Here is a 17,730-nt window from a genome sequence, read left to right as displayed (position 1 = left end):
CAAGGAGTACCGGATGTCCACCGCTTGCACACTGTCCTTCGAACTCCCCGGCGGCACCGTCACCGAGGTCGCCGTGACGACCTTGCTCAACGGCGGATACGCAGGTCGCAGCCAGGACGACGTGGCCGCTCACGTGCAAGAACTCGCCGAGCTGGGCGTGCCAGCGCCGTCCGTGACACCGAGCCTCTACCCCGTCGCGCCGTACCTCGCGCAGCAGACGACGACGGTGCCCGTGCAGCACGCACGGACCTCCGGCGAGGCCGAGTGGGCGTTGGTCGTCACCGACGACGACGTGCTGCTGACCGTCGCGTGCGACCACACGGACCGTGCGTTGGAGGTGCACGGCGTGGCGTGGAGCAAGAACGCGAGCCCAGACGTGCTGGGCCGCAAGGCGTGGCGCTTGTCCGAGGTGGCTGACCGGATCGACTCGATCGAGCTCACGGCGTGGGCCGACGGCGTGGAGATCCAGCGCGGCACGCTCGCCGAGCTGCTGACGCCCGCGTACTGGCTGGACCGCCTGCGCGAGCTGGACCTGCACAAGCCCGGCACCGTGCTGCTGTCCGGCACCATCCCGATGCACCACGGCGTGGAGCAGTTCGCGTCGAAGTGGCGCGTCGAGCTGCGTGACCCGGCCACCGGTGACGTCATCGACTGCGGCTACGAGGTGACACCGCTGCCCGCGCCGATCGGCTGAGCCCCGGTATGTGCCTCCGCGGGTCGTGTCGAATCCCCTGCCGCGTGATCGACGCAGGGGTGACGGACCGACACAAGGGAGGCACCCGAAATGGGCAAGGTCTACACCGGCGCGAGCACCTCGATCGACGGCTACGTCTCGGGACCGGACTTCTCCGGCTTCGACCGGCTGTTCCGCTGGTACGAGTCCGGCGACGTCGCGTTCACGGTGCCGACGGGCGCCATGACCGTCCACCTCACGCCGGCCAGCGCCGCGTACTTCGGTGGCCTCATCCAGGCGACCGGTGCACTGGTGGTGGGACGCAAGCTCTACGACTACACCAACGCGTGGGGCGGCCAGCACCCGATGGGCGTGCACACCGTCGTGCTCACCCATCGGCCGTTGGAGGACAACGAGCACTTCACGTTCTGCAGCGACGGCATCGAGAAGGCGATCGAGATCGCGCAGTCGCACGCAGGTGACAAGGGCGTCGGCCTGAACTCCGGCGAGGTCGCCCGGCAGGCCATCGACGCCGGCCTGGTCGACGAGATCTTCCTCGACCTCGTGCCGGTGCTGCTCGGCGGGGGAACGCCGTTCTTCGCGCCGGGCAAGGGTTATCAGCTGGAGGGCCCGCTCTCGGTAATTGAGGGGAGCGAAGTCACGCACCTGCGCTACAAAGTCCGGTATGGGGATGCTGCGGAAGCTGAGTGAGGACGACGCGCCGGAGCTGGTGCGGGTGGTCCGTGAGTCGCTGCCGCACCTGCGACCGTGGCTCGAATGGGCCACCGACTCCTACGACCACGCCACGGCCGAGGCGTTTCTCGTTGCCGCGGTGGAAGGTTGGGCTCGCGGGACGTTGTTCGACCAGGCGATCACGAGCGACGGCGCGATCGTCGGCGTCGTGTCGGCCGGGCGCGAGGACGACCTGGTGGAGATCGGCTACTGGCTGCACCCCGCGCACACCGGCCGCGGGCTCGTCACCCGCGCGGTCGCGGAGGTGGTCGAGCTCGCGTTCGGACTGCCCGGTGTGCGCCGGGTGCAGATCTGGCACGACGAGGCGAACGTGGCGAGCGGCGCGGTGCCGCGGCGGCTCGGGTTCACCGAGGTCGACCGCCGCACACCGCCGCGCGACCCGCGGTTCGGTGCCGAGATCGGTGTGGACGTCGTGTGGGAGCTGCGCCGCGATCAGTAGGCCCTAGGGCACGATCTCCATCTGCGCCATCATGCCGATCCAGGAGTGCTCGAGGAAGTGGCAGTGGTAGACGTAGCGGCCGGTGTGGCCGGTGAAGGTCGCCTGCACCTTCACCGTCTCGCCCGCCGTGATCGGGATGGTGTCCTTGAGCCCGAGGTCGCTGGGCAGGGGCGCGCCGCCGTTGCGTTCCAGCACGCGGAACTGCACCAAGTGCATGTGGAAGTTGTGCTTGACGCCGGCGGGGTCGGAGCTCTTGATCAGCCACGTCTCGGTGGCGCCGCGCTTGATGGTGAAGTCGACGCGGTCCATGTCGAAGACCTTGCCGTTGATCACGCCGTCGGGGCGGTCGTTGGGCTTGAAGACGTAGAACAGGTCGACCTCGCGGTCCACAGTGGAGTACGGCATCGCGGGCAGCGGGCGCAGGACGGCGGGCACCCTGCTGGAGTCGGAGGCGCGGCGCACGACGTCGAAGCGCAGGATCTCGCCGGCCACCGAGTCGGTGAGGACGATCCGCGTCCCGATCGGGTACTTCGCGAAGTCGATGACGATGTCGGAGCGTTCGGCCGAGGACAGCACCATCTCCTCGACCTCGGTGGTCGAGGCGAGCAGGCCGCCGTCGGAGCCGATCCGGGTGAACGGCGTGCCGGCGAGCCTCAGGTGGAACACGCGCTGGTTGGCGGAGTTGACCAGGCGGAAGCGGTACTTGCGGGCCGCCACCTCGAAGTAGGGCTGCGGGACGCCGTTGGCCAGCACGACGGTGCGCTTGGCCGGGTCGTCGAACACGACGATGTTGCCGCTGTCGTCGAACTGGATGTCGCGCAACAGGATCGGGACGTCGTAGGCGCCGGTCGGCAGGTTCAGGCCGCGCTCGGAGTCGTCCTCGACCACGTAGGCGCCGTGCAGTCCCAGGTAGGTGTGGGCGGCCTCGGTGCCGTGGCTGTGGTCGTGGTACCAGAGCGTCGCGCCCTGCTGGGTGTTCGGGTACAGGTACAGGCGCGTGCGGCCGGGTTCGATGAGGTCCCTGGGGTGGCCGTCGTGCTCGGGCGCGACGTGGCCGCCGTGCAGGTGGACGTTGGCGGGCTCGTCGAGCCTGTTCTGGAACATGATGAGCGTCTTGCGCCCGGTCTTGGCCCTGATCGTGGGGCCGACGAACTGACCGCCGTACCCCAGCACCGGTGACTGCAGGCCGGGCAGGATCTCGGCGGTCGTCTTGTCGATCGTGAGCTGGTAGATCTCCTGTCTTGGTGTGGACACGAGCGGCTTGAGCACGGGCGGCACGGGCATCGGGCGGGTCCACGGCACGATCTCCGGCTTCGTGCCGGTGAACGTCTTCGACTCCTGGAACGCCGCCGGATGTACGTCGTGCGTGGAGTCCTCGTGGCCTTCGGCCGGCGCGAGCAGCTGTGGTACGCCGAGCACGCCGGCCGCGATCCCGCCCGCTGCGAGCACACCTCGTCGGTTGAGCATCTCTGTTCCCCTAAGCGCCCCAGGCGGATGCGAGCGTGCAGACGCTCCCGCGACGGATTCGGATGCGGCGAAAACGTACGCCGCGCGCTCAGGGGGAACCCCTAGTTCCCGGATCGGCACCGGTGTGCCGCGCGACTGTCTCAAAAGGCCAGTGCGGCCTTCACCGAACGAGTCCGGTCGTCCGCGAGCACCTCGTCATCACCGTTCTGAATCGCTTGCAACACTTGGGAAACGACATCCATCGGCGTGATCTTGGGTGCGGTGATGTCGCTGACCATGTCGGTGTCGATGAACCCGGCGTGCACCGCGACAACCCGGGTTCCCTGTTCCCGCAACGCTTCCCGCGCCGACTTGGTGAACGACCACCCCGCCGCCTTCGACGCCGCGTAGCCCCGCCACTGCGCCTTGCCGACGAACGACAGGATGCTCAGCACGTTGACGACCACGCCGCCGCCATTGGCTTTCAGAATGGGCGCGAACGCGTCCGTGGTGCGCACGAGGCCGTAGAAGTTGACCTCGAACTCTGCCTTGATGCTGTCAACGTCGTCGCCCGCGACGAGCACTCCGGCGTTGTTGACCACGATCGTGGTGTCGCCGAGCTCCTTCGCCACCGCCGCGACCGAGGCGTCGTCGGTGACGTCGAGCCGAACCGGGATCACGCCGTCGTCCACAACGGACTCGGGCCTGCGCGCGCCGCCGTAGACCTTGGCGCCGCGCCGGACGAGCTCCTGGGCGAACACCCGGCCGAGCCCGCGGTTGGCACCCGTCACGAGCACCGTCTGGTTGCTGAAGTCCATCACTACCTCCTGAGTTGGTATTTCAAACCAACCCGGTCACCGTCGGTTTGATTTCCCAACCGACTGATAGTGTGGTCACATGGCTCCTCGAACCTGCTCGGTGGCGAACGCGCTGGAGGTGGTCGGCGAGCGGTGGTCGCTGCTGGCGTTGCGCGAGGTGTTCTTCGGCAACCGCCGCTTCGACCAGATCGCCGCGAACACCGGCGCTTCCCGCGACGTGCTGGCCGCGCGCCTGAAGAAGCTCGTGGCCTCCGGCGTGCTGGAGAAGCGCCAGTACTCCTCGCATCCGCCGCGCCATGAGTACGTGCTGACCGAGTCGGGCCGTGCGCTGCACAACGTGATGCTTCTGCTCAAGGAGTGGGGCGACGCGTACGTGACCGAGGGGCCCCTTCCGCTCGTGTGGGAGCACTCGTGCGGCAACGTCCTGGAGCCTCTCGTCGTGTGCGCGCATTGTGGTGGTGAGGCGACGCCGTCGTCGTTGACGCGTTCGGCTGCTACTCCGGGTGACCCGATCTCGGTGGCTTGGTCGAACGGCCCCGAACTTCAGGCCCGCTCCCACTAGTCTTCCGTGGTCAACATCGTCGGCCGAAGGACATTCCGGTGAAGCACGGGCTGCGGATCATCGCCGCGGATGCCAACAAGCTGGGCGATACGCTGACGTTGCTCAGTCGCGACCTGTTCCACACGCTCGGCTACGAGGACTGCAGGTTCAACGTCCACAAGGCGGGGCGCGAGCTGGACGTCGAGGCCACCCACTGCTACGAGAACCGGCGCCTGGTCGCGGAGTGCAAGGCGACGAGCGAACCCATCGGCGGATCGGACATCAACAAGTTCGTCGGAGCGCTGGACGCCGAAAAACGCAAGCACGCACCAACACCGGTCCAGGGGTACTTCGTCTCGCTGTCGGGGTTTCGGCAGACGGCGGTGGAACAGGAGCTGGAGCTCGGCGACCGGGTCACCCTGATCGCCGGTCAGGACGTCGTCCAACGCCTGTCCGAAAGCGCGGTCGTCGTGCCCGCGGAGGTCGCGATCGAGCGGGCTGCTGGGCTCGCAGCGCGGGCTCCGTCGAACCCGCGCGTCTTGAAGGTGGAGCTGCTCGGGCACGTCGACGGCTGGGCCTGGTTGGTGCAGCTGGGTGCGGACCACCCGACGCACATGTGCCTGGTGCACGCGGACGGCAGAGTGCTGTCCGCGGCCGCGGCCGCCCCGTTGCAGGAGCACCTGCCCGACCTGGTCCTACTGGCGGCCGATGCCGTTCCGGCGCTGGACCTGGATCACTACAAGCGCTATCTCCTCAGCGAGTACGGCGCCATCACCCTCGAGGGCATGCCCGTCGACCACGAGGTGGGGTCGCGCAACTTCCGCCTGGAGAGCCTGTACGTGCCGCTTCAGCTGCGGTCGGTCGAACGTCTCGACGAGGACGCTCCCGGAAGGACCACGGGGCTCGGGGTGCTGCTCGGCGCCGAACCGCGAATCGCGGTGCTCGGGCCACCGGGAGCGGGCAAGACCACGATCCTCAAGCGGCTCGCGGTCGCCTACGCGGATCCGGCCAGGAAGCTCGCGGCGGACGACGCGCTGCCGGACGAGGACCTGCTGCCCGTGTTCATCCGGTGCCGGCACCTCTCGGGAGGCGACGGCCACAAGCCGATCACCGAGATCATTGGCGACCTGATGGTGCGGGCGGAACGCCCTGACCAGCGTCAGGAGTTCATCGAGGCCGTCGGCAAGCAGCTGCGAGAAGGCACGGTGCTGTTGCTGGTCGACGGCTTGGACGAAATCTCGGACACCAGCGAACGCGTGTCCTTCGTGGCCCAGCTGCGCACGTTCGTCGCACGCTATCCGTCCATTCGGCTCGTGGTCACGTCCCGGGAGGTCGGGTTCCGTGCGGTGGCAGGAGCGGTGGCGGCCATCTGCGCGCCACATCGCGTGGCGGAGCTGTCAAGGGACGGCGTGACTCAGCTCGTCCAAGCCTGGCACAGGGAGGTGCTCGGCGCGCGGGCCGAGGTCGAGCAAGAGGCGGCAGAGCTCGCCACGTCGATCCTGGCGTCGGACCGGGTCGTGCGGCTGGCCTCGAACCCGTTGCTGCTGACCACCTTGCTGCTGGTGAAGCGGTGGGTGGGACAGCTGCCGCGCAAGCGGACGGTGCTGTACCAGAAGGCGGTCGAGGTGCTGCTGATGACGTGGAACGTCGAAGGCCACCAGCCCATCGACCAGGACGAGGCGCTGCCGCAGCTCGCCTACGCGGCCTTCACCATGATGGAGGCGGGCGCGACGCAGGTGTCGGCGAAGGAGCTGATCTCGCTGTTCCTGGAGGCCAGGGCGGCGATGCCGGAGATCTTCGCATATACGAAGACATCGGTGCACGACTTCATCCAGCGGGTCGAGGAGCGCAGCAGCTTGCTGGTGCTCAGCGGGCACGAGGTGATCGACGGGGCGCTGCAGCCCATCTACGAGTTCAAGCACCTCACGTTCCAGGAGTACCTTGCCGCACTCGCGATCGCGAACGCGTGGGTGCCGGAGGACATCCGGGACTTTTCGGCCGCCCAGATGCTCCAGGCGCACCTAGGGGACGAGAGCTGGCGCGAGGTCGTTCCGCTGACCGGTGTGCTGATCGGCCGCAGGGCTACGGCCCTGGTCGAGCTGCTGGTAACGCGACTCACGAACCTCAGCGCCGGCGCACCTGAGCAGCATGCCCTCGATCGGACGACGTGGGAAGTGGACGCCTGGGCGATCGAGGACAACCTGGTCGACTGCCTGCACGACGAGGTCTCCGTGCCACCTGCGCTGGTGCGGTCCGCGCTGGAGGCGGTCATCGAGTGCAAGGCGAGTGGCGAGGAGCTGGGTTCGCCGCTGCACAGGTTGTTCGACACCCGGTTCGCCGCCCCTCTGCGTGATCTGCTGAACGACTCGGTGCTGACGAGCAGGAAGCCGATGGAGAATTACTGCTACGCCTTCATGGAGGTCGCCACCGCGGACGTGATGGGCAGGACCGGCTCGGCGGAAAACGTGTGCGCACACATCGTCGCGGGTGTGCGATCCGAGGATCTCCTCGACCAGTGCGCCGCGGCAGGCGTGCTGATGAACGTGGCGTACATGATCGACGCTGACGGGGACAGCCTCCACAAATCCGGTGAGCTGGAACGGCTGGGCTTCACCGGGGCGGATCTGGTCATCCCGACACGGCTGGCGGCCGAGCGCTTCGCGTCCGGGTTGCCGGAGGCGGCAAGCATGATCTTCACCTGGGCGCTGGTGTGGTGCACGCCCATGCTCGAAATCGATGACGAGATGTCCGCCAAGGTGATGGTCAGGGCGCTGGACGACTGGCTCGGGAGTACCGATCCGGATGCGCAGCACTTCTCCTCGTGGCTGGTCGGACGACTTGTCGAAACCACCTCCTGGTTGACGTGCGCGGACTGGGAAGGCGTCTTCCCGCAACTGGCGACCAAGTGGCAGGAACTCATCGCCGGAGAGGCTGAAACGGGCAGAACAGAGGACCAGCTGCGGGTGCTGCTGACGGTCGCCGCCAGGCTCGGCGGACCGTGGTCGAACTTGGAGATGATCGACATGGCGGAGACAGCCGTGCGGCAGGGCGTCAAGTCCGTGGCGGACTACTTCGAACTGGCCGAGGCGCTCGGCGTTGACCACCCGGCCGAGTGGCTGAGCGGGCTCCGGCCTTCGGCGAGCACCGAGTAGGTTGATGACCATGAGTGAGGACGACGAGGACGAGTTCGCCGAGGACGACGAGTTCGAGGAAGAAGAAGACGAGGACGACCTCTTCGCCGTCACGCCCGAGCCGCGCACTGTGTGTCACCTGTGCGGGGGTGCGAGCTACATCGCGGCGCCCACCCTGGCGATCATCGGTGGTGCGCCGCGGACCGTGGACAACGGGCGGGAGTGCCCTCATTGTGGTGGGGCGCGGACGTTCAACGGGCTGGTGCCGCCGCTGTAGCCGCTGGGTGGGCGCGTACGGTGAGTGCTCGTGGAGGTCTTGACCCGAGCCGAGTGGCATGAGCTGCGTGACGGGCATGTCGCGCGGATGAGGCGGTTCACCGGGCCGCACCTGGAGCGGAAGGCCGCCAAGGAGAAGCACCCGGTGATGGACTTCCTGTTCACCTATTACAGCCATCGGCCCGTGCGGCTCGAACGATGGCATCCGGGGCCGGGTGTCGTTCTGGAAGACGCGCCTGAGTACCTGGACTTTCCGCACTACAAGGCCACCGCGGACGGCGTTGTGCTGGACGTGGGGAGCTTCACGCAGCAGCGCGCGAAGACGATGGAGTTCGTCGAGAAGCTGCTCACGGCCACGCTGAGCAGGCCGGCGCGGCTGGGGTGTTTCGGGTTGCACGAGTGGGCGATGGTCTACCGGCAGCAGCCCGAGGAGGTGCGGCACAACGCGTGGCCGTTGCGCCTCGGGTCCGGTGGCACGGACGAGGTGGTCGAGAGCAGCCGGATCCAGTGCGGGCACTTCGACGCCTTCCGGTTCTTCACCGAGCCGGCGCGGCCGCGGAACACGCTGCAGCCCACGCGGGAGGCTCAGGTCGCGAACGAGCAGCCTGGGTGTCTGCATGCGAACATGGACCTGTTCAAGTGGGCCTACAAGCTGGAGCCCGCGACCCCGTCCGATCTGGTGGCCGACTGCTTCGAGCTGGCCGCTGACGTGCGCGAACTCGACATGCAGGCCTCGCCGTACGACCTGGCGGCCCTTGGGTACCCGCCGGTGCGGATCGAGACGCCGGAAGGGCGTGCGGAGTACGCGCGCAGGCAGGCCGAGTTCGCCGAACGGGCGCGGCCGTTGCGGGAGCGGCTCGTGTTGGTGTGCCAGTCGATGCTTTCTGTGACTTCACCTCGCTGATTGCGTTCGCCTGTTAGCGTGAATGGCGGTCGTCGGGGGCTGCTGAGTAGTTGTGAGGGATCGATGTCTCGACACCGCTCGCTGCGCGCGAAGGTGCGGCGCGGGATCGCCAAGTGGCCCGTCGCCATCGTGGTCGTCGTCGTGCTGATCGGACTCGGCTGGGGTGCCTGGTCGTGGATCGGCGGCGTGCTGGACCGGCGGGCGCAGGCCCAGGCGCAGGACTGCAACGAGGGTGACTCGGTGCTGCGGGTGGCGGCGACGCCGAGCGTGGCGGAGGCGGTCGCGGAGGTCGCGCGGGCCTGGAGCGTGACGCGGCCCGTGGTCTACGACCACTGCATCACCATCGAGGTCATCTCGACCGACTCGTCCGCGGTGCTGGACGGCCTGACCGGCACCTGGGACTCCGGCAAGCTCGGCGAGCGGCCGCACGCGTGGGTGCCGGACTCGATGCTGTGGGCGAACCGGCTGTCGGCGTTGAACGCCAAGCTGGTCGGTGGCGCGCCGAAGTCGATCGGCACCTCTCCCCTGCTGCTCGCGGCACCGGAGGCGGGTGCGCCGGTGCTGAAGGAGTTCCGCTGGACGGACATGCCGGAGGTCACCGACTGGCAGAGGTACGGCCCGAACTGGGGCCGCTTCAGCGTCGCGATGCCCGACCCCGCAGCCAACACGGCCTCCGCACTGGCGATCCAGGCGGCACTGGCCGGCGGCAAGGGCCCGGTGACCGCGGACACGCTCAACTCCGACGCCGCCAAGGCCTCCCTGACCAAGCTCGCGGCCACCGTGCCGCCCGAGGTGCCCACGACGACGCGTGAGGCGTTGCGGCGGCTCGGCGACAGCGCGACGGTGAACGCGGCCGGCTTCAGCGTGACCCCGGTGTCCGAAGTGGACCTGTACAAGCACAACACCGGCAAGGAGGCACCGTCCAAGCCGCTGGTCGGCGTGCTGCCGGTCGGCCCGGCGCCGGTGGCGGACTTCCCGTACGTGTCGCTGTCCGGCCCCGAGGTCGGCGAGGCGGAGGAACGCGCGGCCCAGGCGTTCCGCGAGTTCATGACCGAACCCGGCCAGCAGAAGCTCCTGGCACACGGCGGTCTGCGGGTTGAGTCCACTCAGGACCGCCCGTCCCCCTCCCCCGGCGTGTCGTGGTCACCGGTGACCGAGAACCTCGTCGCCGCCGACGCGACGACCACGCAGCAGCTGTCGGCGGCATGGGCGTCGGCGGACCGCGGCGGCCAGGTCGTGACCGTGCTCGCGGACGTGTCGACCTCGATGAAACCTCGCCTGGACAAGGTGAAGGCGGCCCTGCGCGGGCAGGTGGACAGGTCGGTGTCCGGGTCGTTCGGGTTGTGGGAGTTCGCGCGTTCCGTGGACGGCGCCAAGCCCTACAAGCAGCTCGTGGGCACGGGTCCGGTCGCGGAGAAGCGCGAGGCGTTGCGCAGGGCGATCGACGGGTTGAAGACGTTCGACGGCTCCCAGCTCTACACGTCGCTGGGCGCTTGTTACGAGGCGGCGCACGACGGGTATGTGGCCGGGCGGGTCAACCGGGTGCTGGTGATCACCGATGGCAGCTCGGACGGTGGGATCGACCTGGCGGCGTTGAAGTCGGCGCTGAAGGGGAAGGACCTGCCGGTGAGCTTCATCGCGATCGGTGGTGAGGTGGATCGGGCGGCGTTGACGGACATCGCGGAGACCACCGGCGGGAGTGTGTCCGTGGTGGAGAACGAGGGTGGGGTTGAGGCCGCGTTGGGGCAGGTGCTGTCGACGTCGGCGTGACCGCGTGGTGGGTGGGGTTGGTCGCGGTTGAGGCGTTGGTGCGGTTTGGGGCTCCAGGTGGTTGCGGTTGGTTGGTGGGTGGACGGCGAGCAGGTGGTTGGCGGGCGGCTCGCAGGCCGACGGCTGGCGGGCGGACGAGCGGCTGGTTGGTAGGCGGCAGGGCGGCCGGTTGATAGGCAGCTGGGGAGCGGCTGGGTGATGGGCGGCCCGTAGAGCCGGGCGCTGGCTCGCGGTTGGCGAGTGGCGAGCACGTAGGTGGATGGCGAGCTGGTGGTGACCGGCTGCCGGGCGGATGGCGGCGGGCCGCTGGCTTGTGGGCGGACGGCTGCAGAGCGGCTGCGGTAGAGGGACGACGAGCCCGCGGGTGCTGGCTGATCGGCGGACGACTTGTGAGCGACGGCTCGAGGGCCGCTAGCTGGCGAGTGGGGGTCAGCGGTGGATGGCTGGTCGGCGAGTGGCCGGTTGGGGGCAGCTGACCGGTACGCGAGCGAACCGCTGGCCCTTGGCTGGCACGCGGTTGGCCGGCACGCGGACGGCGAGCTGGCTGCGGGCGGGCTGACCGGCTGGCGGCTGGCCGGCCCGTAGGTGGACGGCGAGCTGGTGGTGACCGGCTACCGGGCGGATGGTTGCAGGGCGGCTAGCGGCAGGTGAACGGCCAGCTCGTGGGTGGCCGGCTGATTCGCGGACGGCTTGTGGGGGTAGAGGCTGGCAGGCGAGCGGTCGGTGAGCAGCCAGGCGGGCAACGACTCAGCGAGCGTGGTGCCTGGCTGTGGATGATGTGCGGCCGAGCGGTCGGTGAGCAGGCGGGCGGGCCGGGGAAGGTGCAGCGAGCGCGAGCGTGGTGGCTGGCTGCGGACCAGGTGCGGTGTGGCTAGGTCAGGGCGTTGAAGACCTCCTCGGCGCGGTTGCGGGACACGGTGAGCTGCCAGGCCGTTTCGGCGATGTCGTCCGGGTTGAGGGTTGGGATCTGGCCGAACTGCTCGGGGTTGGCGGTGAGCAGCTGGTGGATGTCGCCGCGTTCGATCAGGCCGCCGATGGTGAGTGTGCCCGCGTAGATGCCCTTGTCGGCCAGGGCTGCGTGGAGGGTGAGGGCGTAGTTGCGCAGGACGGCGGCGTTCAGTGTCAGTGCGCCCAGGCCGGGCATGGGGATGACTGAGCTGAGGCGCCGCGTAGAGGAGCTCCACGTCGCCGGTGATCTGGGTCAGGGCTGAGCGGAGCTGGGTGCGGTCGCGGACGTCGGCGGTGAAGGCCTCGGCTTTGACGCCCGCCTCGGCCAACGAGGCCAGGTAGTCGGGGTGGCGGGTGGCGGAGCGGGAGATCAGGGCGATGTCGTGGCCCTCGCGGCCGAAGCGGTGCGCGATGGACATGCCGAGGCCGGGACCGGCGCCGATGACTACTGCAACGGGCATGAGCTGGGCCTTTCTGGTTATGTCGAGGCTGGCCTCGACTTCGATGACACGACGGTACCACAGAAGTTGAGGGTGGCCTCGACATGATGGAGGGGTTTGTAGAATCGACCGCATGGCATCCAGGCCCCTGCGCGCCGACGCCGCGCGCAACCGCGACAAGTTGCTCGCCGCGGCTGCTGACGTGTTCGGGGAGAAGGGGCTGGATGCGGCGCTGGAGCACATCGCGCGCCGGGCCGAGGTCAGCATCGGCACGCTTTATGCGCACTTCCCCAGTCGGCAGATCTTGATCGACGCGATCTTCCCCAGCCGGCTGGCGGTGCTCGACGACATCGGTGAGGCGGCGCTGGCGGCGGCGGATCCGTGGCAGGGGTTCGTGGACTTCGTCGAGGGGACGGTCGGGCTGCAGGCGCAGGACCTCGGGCTCAACGACGCGATCGCGCGGCGGCTGGTGCCGGCCTCCGAAGCGGTGCGGGTGTGTCAGCGCGGTATGGGGCACGCCGAGCGGATCATCGCGCGGGCCAAGGAGTCCGGCCGGTTGCGGGCGGACTTCGAGCCGGCCGATCTCGCGACGCTGACGTGGGCGATGTCGCAGGTGATCAGGGAGTCGATCGACACCGAACCGGACCGGTGGCGCCGGTTCCTGGGCTTTTACCTGGACGGGCTGCGGTCAGGCTCCTGACGGGCAGGCGGGATCGCCGCAGTCCTGGTCGACGGCGAGGCCCGGCTGGTTCAGGTCGTGCTCGAACGCGTAGTGGAAGCAGTCCGGGTGCATCCGCTCGAACAGCTCGTAGTCCTCCTGCTCCAGCTCCACCGGCTCACCACAGCGCTGACACTCGTTCACATCGGACACCCGCAGATCGTCTCACCCGCGCCGGGCGAACAGGATTCCCGCCGGCACGTCGGCGTCCGGCTCCTGCACCCACTGCGCCTCGAGCCGGAACCCCGCCTCGCGCACCCACCCGGCCATCGCCTCGGGTCGTCGCAAGTGGACGTTCACCCGCATCGGCAAGCCGCCGTAGCCCTGCGTCTTCAGGTTCGTCCGGTCGCCGATGTGGAACCCGAGCGCCAGCAGCCCGGACGGTCGCAACGCGTCGTGGAAGTGCCGCAACACCAACGGCACCAACGAGTCCGGCACGTGGATCAACGACCACCACGCGAGCACGCCGCCCAGCGGGCCCGGCAGCGGGTCCGTCATCGACCCCACCTCGAACCGCAGCCCGGGGTGCGTTCGCCTGGCCAGCGCGATCATCTCCGGCGACAGGTCGATCCCGAACACGTCCACGCCCAGCTCGGCGAGATGTGCCGTGATCACGCCCGGCCCGCACCCGACGTCCGCCACCTCGCCGCGCACCTCGGCGGCGAACAGGCCCAGCGCCGCCCGCATGTAGGGCAAGGACGGCAGCAGGTCGCGCGTGTACGACGCATAACTGGCCGCGACCGTGTCGTAGGACTCGCGCGTGTCCGCGAGCCAGTCACTCACTGAACGGCTCCGCCCGGTGCCGTCCGGACAACGCCAGCGCCGCGATCCACGTGTCCGGGTCCCCTTCCCAGTCCATCGCCTTGATCTGGTCCGCCGACCGCCGCCCGCCGACAGCGCGCATCAGCTCGAACGACGACGTCCGCAGTGTCCCAGCCGGGTCTCCGTGCCCCAGCACCCGGTCACCGTGCTCCAGCACGACCCGCAGCGCCGGCACCGCGTTCTGCCGCATCCGCTGGTCCAGCTCCTGCAACGGCCTGGTCAACGCCGACCGCACCGCGACGGACTCGCGCTCACCCGGCACCCCCAGTGCCGCGCGGAGGTCGTGCTCGTGCGCCACCACCTCGGCGATCAGCACGGAGCCCGTGGGCGTGTCGAACAGCGGCCCGGCCAGCTCGCGGTTCGCGTCCCACTCGGCGAAGGCGTCGTCGAGCGAGTTGTCGCGGCGGTCGCGCACCTGCCGTTCGCCCCACTCCCCGGACTCGACGCCGTCGAACCGGCGGTCCACGAAGTCGCGCAGACCGCCGGCCAGGTGCGCCACCACGTCCTTGACCGACCAGCCGGGCGTCGCCGCGACGGGCGTCTGCGGGTCCCTGCCGCTCACCAGCTCGGTGATCCGCCGCTTGGTCTCGTCGTAGACGGGTGCGTTGGTCATGGTCAGACCTCGTACTCCAGGGTGTAGGTGCCGCGGCCATCCTCCGCCCAGTCCACGGTGGCCGCACCTTTCGCGCCCGCGAACACGCCGGTGCCGTCCACGATCTCGATCACGGCCTCGACCGACGTCCGGTAGGCGCCCACGTGCCGCAGAACGACCGTGCCGCCGTCCGCGACGATCTCCTCCAACGCGGTCGTCCACGCCACGTCGTCGCCGTAGTACATGAGGTACCGGCAGGACGACACCCCGGTGACATCACCCGTGTAGGCGAACGACACCTGTGCCTCGGTCAGCTTGCGACCTTCGACCTCGGCGTGCGGACGGCCGTCCCACGTCTTCTCGTCCCAGCTCTTCACTTCAACGGTTCCGGTTGCCTTCATGAGCACCACTCTGCTGGTAGATCCTGACAGTTTGTGTCAGGTTTGACGGCATGAAGTCCAGCCGCCTGATCCAGGTGCTCCTGCTGCTGCAGTCACGCGGCCGGATGACGGCGGACGAGCTCGCGACGCAGCTCGAAGTCTCGCCCCGCACCATCTACCGCGACATCGACGCCCTGAGCGCCTCCGGCATCCCGATCTACGCCGACCGCGGCCCTGCCGGCGGTTACCAGCTGGTCGACGGCTACCGCACCCGGCTCACGGGCCTGACCACCGACGAGGCGCAGTCGTTGTTCCTCGCCGGTCTCCCCGGTCCCGCGGAAGACCTGGGACTCCAGGAGTTCGCGGCCGCGGCCCAGCTCAAGCTCCTCGCCGCGCTGCCGACCGAGCTGCGCGCGAAGGCCGAGCAGATCCGCCGGCGCTTCCACCTCGACACGCCGTCGTGGTTCCGCGGCGACGAACCCACCGCGCACCTCGCAACGATCGCCGACGCCGTGTGGGAGCAGCGCCGGGTCCGGATGACCTACCGGCGCTGGGGCGACCAGGCCGTGACCCGCGAGGTCGACCCGCTCGGTCTGGTGCTGAAGGCGGGGACCTGGTACTTCGTCGGCAGCCTGCGCACCTACCGGGTGTCGCGCGTGCTGGAGCTGAAGATCACCGACGACACGTTCGACCGGCCGGCGGACTTCGACCTCGCCGCCTTCTGGGCCGGGTGGTCGGAGGAGTTCGAAGCGCGCATGTACGGCGAACGCGTCACCGTCCGGATGACCCGCGCGGGCCTCGACAAGACCCAGTACCTGCTGAGCGGGCACCAGGCGCGGGTGATCGCCGAGCTCGACCCGCAGCCGGGCGCCGAGTTCGGCTTCCCGACCGAGTCGACCCGGCACGCGCTGCCCGACCTGCTCAAATTCGGCGCGGACGTCGAGGTCGTGGCACCGGCCGAGCTGAGACAGGAGCTCATCGCCTCGGTCAAGGCGGTGCACGAGCTCTACAACGGTGCGAAGCTACCCGCATGGTTCCGCTGATCTCGTTGAACAACGGAGTACGGATCCCCCAACTCGGCTTCGGCGTCTTCCAGGTGCCGGAGGACCAGGTGGCCGGTGCGGTCACGACCGCCATCGAGGCCGGCTACCGCAGCATCGACACGGCAGCCGCCTACCGCAACGAGTCCGGTGTCGGCGACGCGATCGCCGGCGTGCCGGACCTGTTCGTCACGACCAAGCTGTGGAACTCCGACCAGGGTTACGACTCGACGCTGCGCGCGTTCGACGAGAGCATGCGCCGGCTGCGCCGCGACGTGCTCGACCTCTACCTCATCCACTGGCCCGTCCCGAGGCAGGAGCTACGCCGAGACGTGGCGCGCGCTGGAGAAGCTCTACGCCGACGGCCGGGTCAGGGCGATCGGCGTCTCGAACTTCCACACACGGCACCTGCAGCGCCTCTTCGACGAGTTCCCGACCACCCCGGCGGTGAACCAGATCGAGCTGCACCCGTTGCTGCAGCAGGAGGAGATGCGCAAGGTCCACGCCACCCACCGCATCGTGACCGAGGCGTGGTCGCCGCTCGCCCAGGGCGCGCTGCTGGGCCGTTCGGAGATCACCGGCCTGGCCGAGAAGTACGCGAAGACGCCCGCTCAGATCGTGCTGCGCTGGCACGTCCAGCTCGGCAACGCCGTGATCCCCAAGTCCGTCACGCCGTACCGGATCAAGGAGAACATCGACATCTTCGACTTCGAGCTGGCCCAGGACGACATGACCGTCATCGCCGAGCTCGACAACGGCACCCGCACCGGCCCGGACCCCGACCGGTTCAACGTCGCATAAGCGCCTCGACCAGATCCGCCGCCCTGGCCGCGCCACCGGCAGCCTTGATCCCGCTACCGAGCTCGCGGGCGCGTTCCCGGTAGCGCGGCTCACCCAGCACCTCTTCGACGGCCTTCCTCAGGTGCACCGGTCGCGTGCGCACCCCGACGCCCGACCAGGCCACGCGCCGCGCGACCTCCGGCTTGTCCAGCGACCCCGGCACGACCACGATCGGCACCCCGGCCTCGACCGCGGCCAGCACCCCGCCCCAGCCGCCGTTGGTGATCATCAGGTCGGTCCGCGGCAGCAGCAGGTCGTGCGGGATGAACGGTGCCGTGCGCACGTTGCCGGGCACGCCGGCGAGGCCCGGCCCCGTGGCGACCACCAGCACGTCGAGGTCCGCCAACGCCTCGATCGCCGGTCTGACCAGGTCGTCCGCGCCGGTCTCCAGCGTCCCCTGGGTCACGTGCACGACCGTCCTGCCGTCGAGGTCGGGCCACCAGTCCGGGAGCGCCATCGGCTTCGGCGGGTCGATCAGCCGGCCGACGAAGTGCACGTGTGCCGGCAGGTCGCTTCGCACGTACTCCAGGCCGGGGACCGCCTGGGCGAGGAGGAGGTCCTTCGAGTAGGACGCTTCGAACGCCCGGCGCCGCGGATCCAGGCCGACCTGCTTGCGCGCCCGGTCGAACAGCGGGTCGGTCGCCCGTGGTGCCACGGACTCGACGACCGGTCGCAGCACCCTGTCCCGCAGGCGTTCCAGGCCGGTGGCGGCGGGCATGAGCGGCAGCCCGAACGGTGGCAGGTCCCGGCTGGGCAACGTCAGCGGGGTCAGCGAGACGGTCGCCCACGGCACACCGCGCAGCTCGGCCGCCATGCCCGCGCCGAACGCCAGGTGCTCGGTGACGACGAGGTCGAAGTCCTCGCGCAGGACGTCCCGCACCTGGCCGGGTGCGGTGCCGACGAGGACGTCGGCGAAGTTGGCCAGGTTGGAGCGCATGCCCTTGAGGTTGCCGACCCGCGGGAAGGTCCGGGCGAGGGCGGCGTCGTCGAAGTCCGGCGCGTCGGTCCACGGGAGCCACCGCGCGCCGACGAACCGGTGGTGGTACTTGGCACCGGTGTAGGCCACGACGTCGTGTCCACGCCGGACCAGTTCGTTCGACACCGCGGCCATCACGCCGACGTGGCCGGCGAAGGGCAGCGAGGCCACCAAGATCCGTGCGGTCCCCATGAAGGGGCAACGTCCGGTGAGAACCTCAGGT

The 17,730-nt window shown here is 69.3% G+C and carries 19 protein-coding genes and 2 pseudogenes; 12 read left to right on the top strand and 9 right to left on the bottom strand.

The features are described from left to right. The first annotated feature begins 13 nt into the window (after positions 1 to 13). The 3 genes from BBK82_RS25555 to BBK82_RS25545 all read left to right on the top strand — a co-directional run bounded on the left by BBK82_RS25555 (position 14) and on the right by BBK82_RS25545 (position 1,865). Complete coding sequence (locus BBK82_RS25555) at positions 14 to 694, top strand: DUF2848 domain-containing protein (protein WP_065921341.1); 681 nt, start codon at positions 14 to 16, stop codon at positions 692 to 694. A 90-nt stretch (positions 695 to 784) separates the two neighbouring features. Continuing rightward, complete coding sequence (locus BBK82_RS25550) at positions 785 to 1,384, top strand: dihydrofolate reductase family protein (RefSeq protein WP_065917278.1); 600 nt, start codon at positions 785 to 787, stop codon at positions 1,382 to 1,384. After that, the gene (locus BBK82_RS25545) at positions 1,365 to 1,865 is read left to right on the top strand and encodes a GNAT family N-acetyltransferase (RefSeq protein ID WP_237047575.1); all 501 of its coding nucleotides are present in this window, start codon (positions 1,365 to 1,367) and stop codon (positions 1,863 to 1,865) included. Before BBK82_RS25550 ends, BBK82_RS25545 begins: the two co-directional genes overlap by 20 nt. Before the next feature lie 3 nt (positions 1,866 to 1,868). Here BBK82_RS25545 and BBK82_RS25540 read toward each other — a convergent pair whose 3' ends face one another. Together BBK82_RS25540 and BBK82_RS25535 are read right to left on the bottom strand one after the other, a co-directional pair. Then, positions 1,869 to 3,332 carry a multicopper oxidase family protein gene (locus BBK82_RS25540; protein ID WP_065917276.1) on the bottom strand — a complete coding sequence of 488 codons (1,464 nt, stop codon included), beginning with the start codon at positions 3,330 to 3,332 and terminating at the stop codon, positions 1,869 to 1,871. Positions 3,333 to 3,472: 140 nt separating this feature from the next. Further along, positions 3,473 to 4,129 (bottom strand): SDR family oxidoreductase, encoded by a 657-nt coding sequence (locus BBK82_RS25535; protein WP_065917275.1) that lies wholly within the window; start codon positions 4,127 to 4,129, stop codon positions 3,473 to 3,475. Positions 4,130 to 4,208: 79 nt separating this feature from the next. Between BBK82_RS25535 and BBK82_RS25530 the strand changes: the two genes are divergently transcribed. From BBK82_RS25530 to BBK82_RS25510, 5 genes are all read left to right on the top strand, one after another. Beyond that, positions 4,209 to 4,691 (top strand): winged helix-turn-helix transcriptional regulator, encoded by a 483-nt coding sequence (locus tag BBK82_RS25530; RefSeq protein WP_083268144.1) that lies wholly within the window; start codon positions 4,209 to 4,211, stop codon positions 4,689 to 4,691. Positions 4,692 to 4,729: 38 nt separating this feature from the next. Next, a complete protein-coding gene (locus tag BBK82_RS25525; RefSeq protein WP_065917274.1) occupies positions 4,730 to 7,822 on the top strand; it encodes an NACHT domain-containing protein in 3,093 nt (1,030 codons plus the stop codon). Between the two features lie 10 nt (positions 7,823 to 7,832). After that, positions 7,833 to 8,078 carry a hypothetical protein gene (locus tag BBK82_RS25520; RefSeq protein WP_065917273.1) on the top strand — a complete coding sequence of 82 codons (246 nt, stop codon included), beginning with the start codon at positions 7,833 to 7,835 and terminating at the stop codon, positions 8,076 to 8,078. A gap of 87 nt (positions 8,079 to 8,165) precedes the next feature. Then, complete coding sequence (locus tag BBK82_RS25515; RefSeq protein ID WP_237048424.1) at positions 8,166 to 8,981, top strand: 3-methyladenine DNA glycosylase; 816 nt, start codon at positions 8,166 to 8,168, stop codon at positions 8,979 to 8,981. A gap of 63 nt (positions 8,982 to 9,044) precedes the next feature. Next, complete coding sequence (locus tag BBK82_RS25510) at positions 9,045 to 10,751, top strand: substrate-binding domain-containing protein (RefSeq protein ID WP_065917272.1); 1,707 nt, start codon at positions 9,045 to 9,047, stop codon at positions 10,749 to 10,751. A gap of 871 nt (positions 10,752 to 11,622) precedes the next feature. On the opposite strand, the gene BBK82_RS54305 is transcribed toward BBK82_RS25510, so the two are convergent. Both BBK82_RS54305 and BBK82_RS54300 read right to left on the bottom strand, forming a co-directional pair. Then, positions 11,623 to 11,895, bottom strand: a complete 273-nt coding sequence (locus BBK82_RS54305; protein ID WP_237048521.1) for a Rossmann-fold NAD(P)-binding domain-containing protein — start codon at positions 11,893 to 11,895, stop codon at positions 11,623 to 11,625. Between the two features lie 100 nt (positions 11,896 to 11,995). Beyond that, positions 11,996 to 12,118 (bottom strand): annotated as a pseudogene (locus BBK82_RS54300) (SDR family NAD(P)-dependent oxidoreductase); the annotation flags it as partial. Between BBK82_RS54300 and BBK82_RS51725 the strand changes: the two are divergent. Together BBK82_RS51725 and BBK82_RS25500 are read left to right on the top strand one after the other, a co-directional pair. Continuing rightward, positions 12,083 to 12,247: a hypothetical protein gene (locus BBK82_RS51725; RefSeq protein ID WP_170067836.1), complete on the top strand. Its 165-nt coding sequence runs from the start codon at positions 12,083 to 12,085 to the stop codon at positions 12,245 to 12,247. The pseudogene BBK82_RS54300 and the gene BBK82_RS51725 overlap by 36 nt on opposite strands. 25 nt (positions 12,248 to 12,272) lie before the next feature. Continuing rightward, the gene (locus BBK82_RS25500; protein ID WP_065917271.1) at positions 12,273 to 12,839 is read left to right on the top strand and encodes a TetR/AcrR family transcriptional regulator; all 567 of its coding nucleotides are present in this window, start codon (positions 12,273 to 12,275) and stop codon (positions 12,837 to 12,839) included. Here BBK82_RS25500 and BBK82_RS50505 read toward each other — a convergent pair. The 4 genes from BBK82_RS50505 to BBK82_RS25485 are packed head-to-tail and all read right to left on the bottom strand — an operon-like array spanning position 12,828 to position 14,672. Further along, positions 12,828 to 13,010, bottom strand: a complete 183-nt coding sequence (locus BBK82_RS50505; RefSeq protein WP_154697486.1) for a hypothetical protein — start codon at positions 13,008 to 13,010, stop codon at positions 12,828 to 12,830. The genes BBK82_RS25500 and BBK82_RS50505 overlap by 12 nt on opposite strands. A gap of 12 nt (positions 13,011 to 13,022) precedes the next feature. Next, on the bottom strand, positions 13,023 to 13,640 hold the full coding sequence (locus tag BBK82_RS25495; RefSeq protein ID WP_065917270.1) for a class I SAM-dependent methyltransferase: 618 nt from the start codon (positions 13,638 to 13,640) through the stop codon (positions 13,023 to 13,025). Continuing rightward, on the bottom strand, positions 13,633 to 14,292 hold the full coding sequence (locus tag BBK82_RS25490; protein WP_065917269.1) for a maleylpyruvate isomerase family mycothiol-dependent enzyme: 660 nt from the start codon (positions 14,290 to 14,292) through the stop codon (positions 13,633 to 13,635). The genes BBK82_RS25495 and BBK82_RS25490 overlap by 8 nt, the downstream gene beginning before the upstream one ends. A gap of 2 nt (positions 14,293 to 14,294) precedes the next feature. Continuing rightward, positions 14,295 to 14,672 (bottom strand): DUF3224 domain-containing protein, encoded by a 378-nt coding sequence (locus BBK82_RS25485; RefSeq protein WP_154697485.1) that lies wholly within the window; start codon positions 14,670 to 14,672, stop codon positions 14,295 to 14,297. A gap of 50 nt (positions 14,673 to 14,722) precedes the next feature. Here BBK82_RS25485 and BBK82_RS25480 point away from each other — a divergent pair, with 50 nt between their 5' ends. Then, entirely contained in the window at positions 14,723 to 15,694 is a 972-nt protein-coding gene (locus BBK82_RS25480) for a helix-turn-helix transcriptional regulator (protein ID WP_065917267.1), read from the top strand. Beyond that, positions 15,682 to 16,492: pseudogene (locus BBK82_RS25475) on the top strand (aldo/keto reductase). Before BBK82_RS25480 ends, BBK82_RS25475 begins: the two are co-directional and overlap by 13 nt. Here the strand turns inward: BBK82_RS25475 and BBK82_RS25470 are convergent. Then, positions 16,479 to 17,699 carry a glycosyltransferase gene (locus BBK82_RS25470; RefSeq protein WP_083268141.1) on the bottom strand — a complete coding sequence of 407 codons (1,221 nt, stop codon included), beginning with the start codon at positions 17,697 to 17,699 and terminating at the stop codon, positions 16,479 to 16,481. The pseudogene BBK82_RS25475 and the gene BBK82_RS25470 sit on opposite strands and share 14 nt — an antisense overlap. Between the last annotated feature and the right edge of the window lie 31 nt (positions 17,700 to 17,730).

Source organism: Lentzea guizhouensis, from assembly GCF_001701025.1.
In the GTDB taxonomy this organism is placed as follows: Bacteria; Actinomycetota; Actinomycetes; order Mycobacteriales; family Pseudonocardiaceae; genus Lentzea; species Lentzea guizhouensis.
Note: the sequence above shows the minus strand (reverse complement) of the source record. Positions and strands in the feature narration are given on the sequence as shown.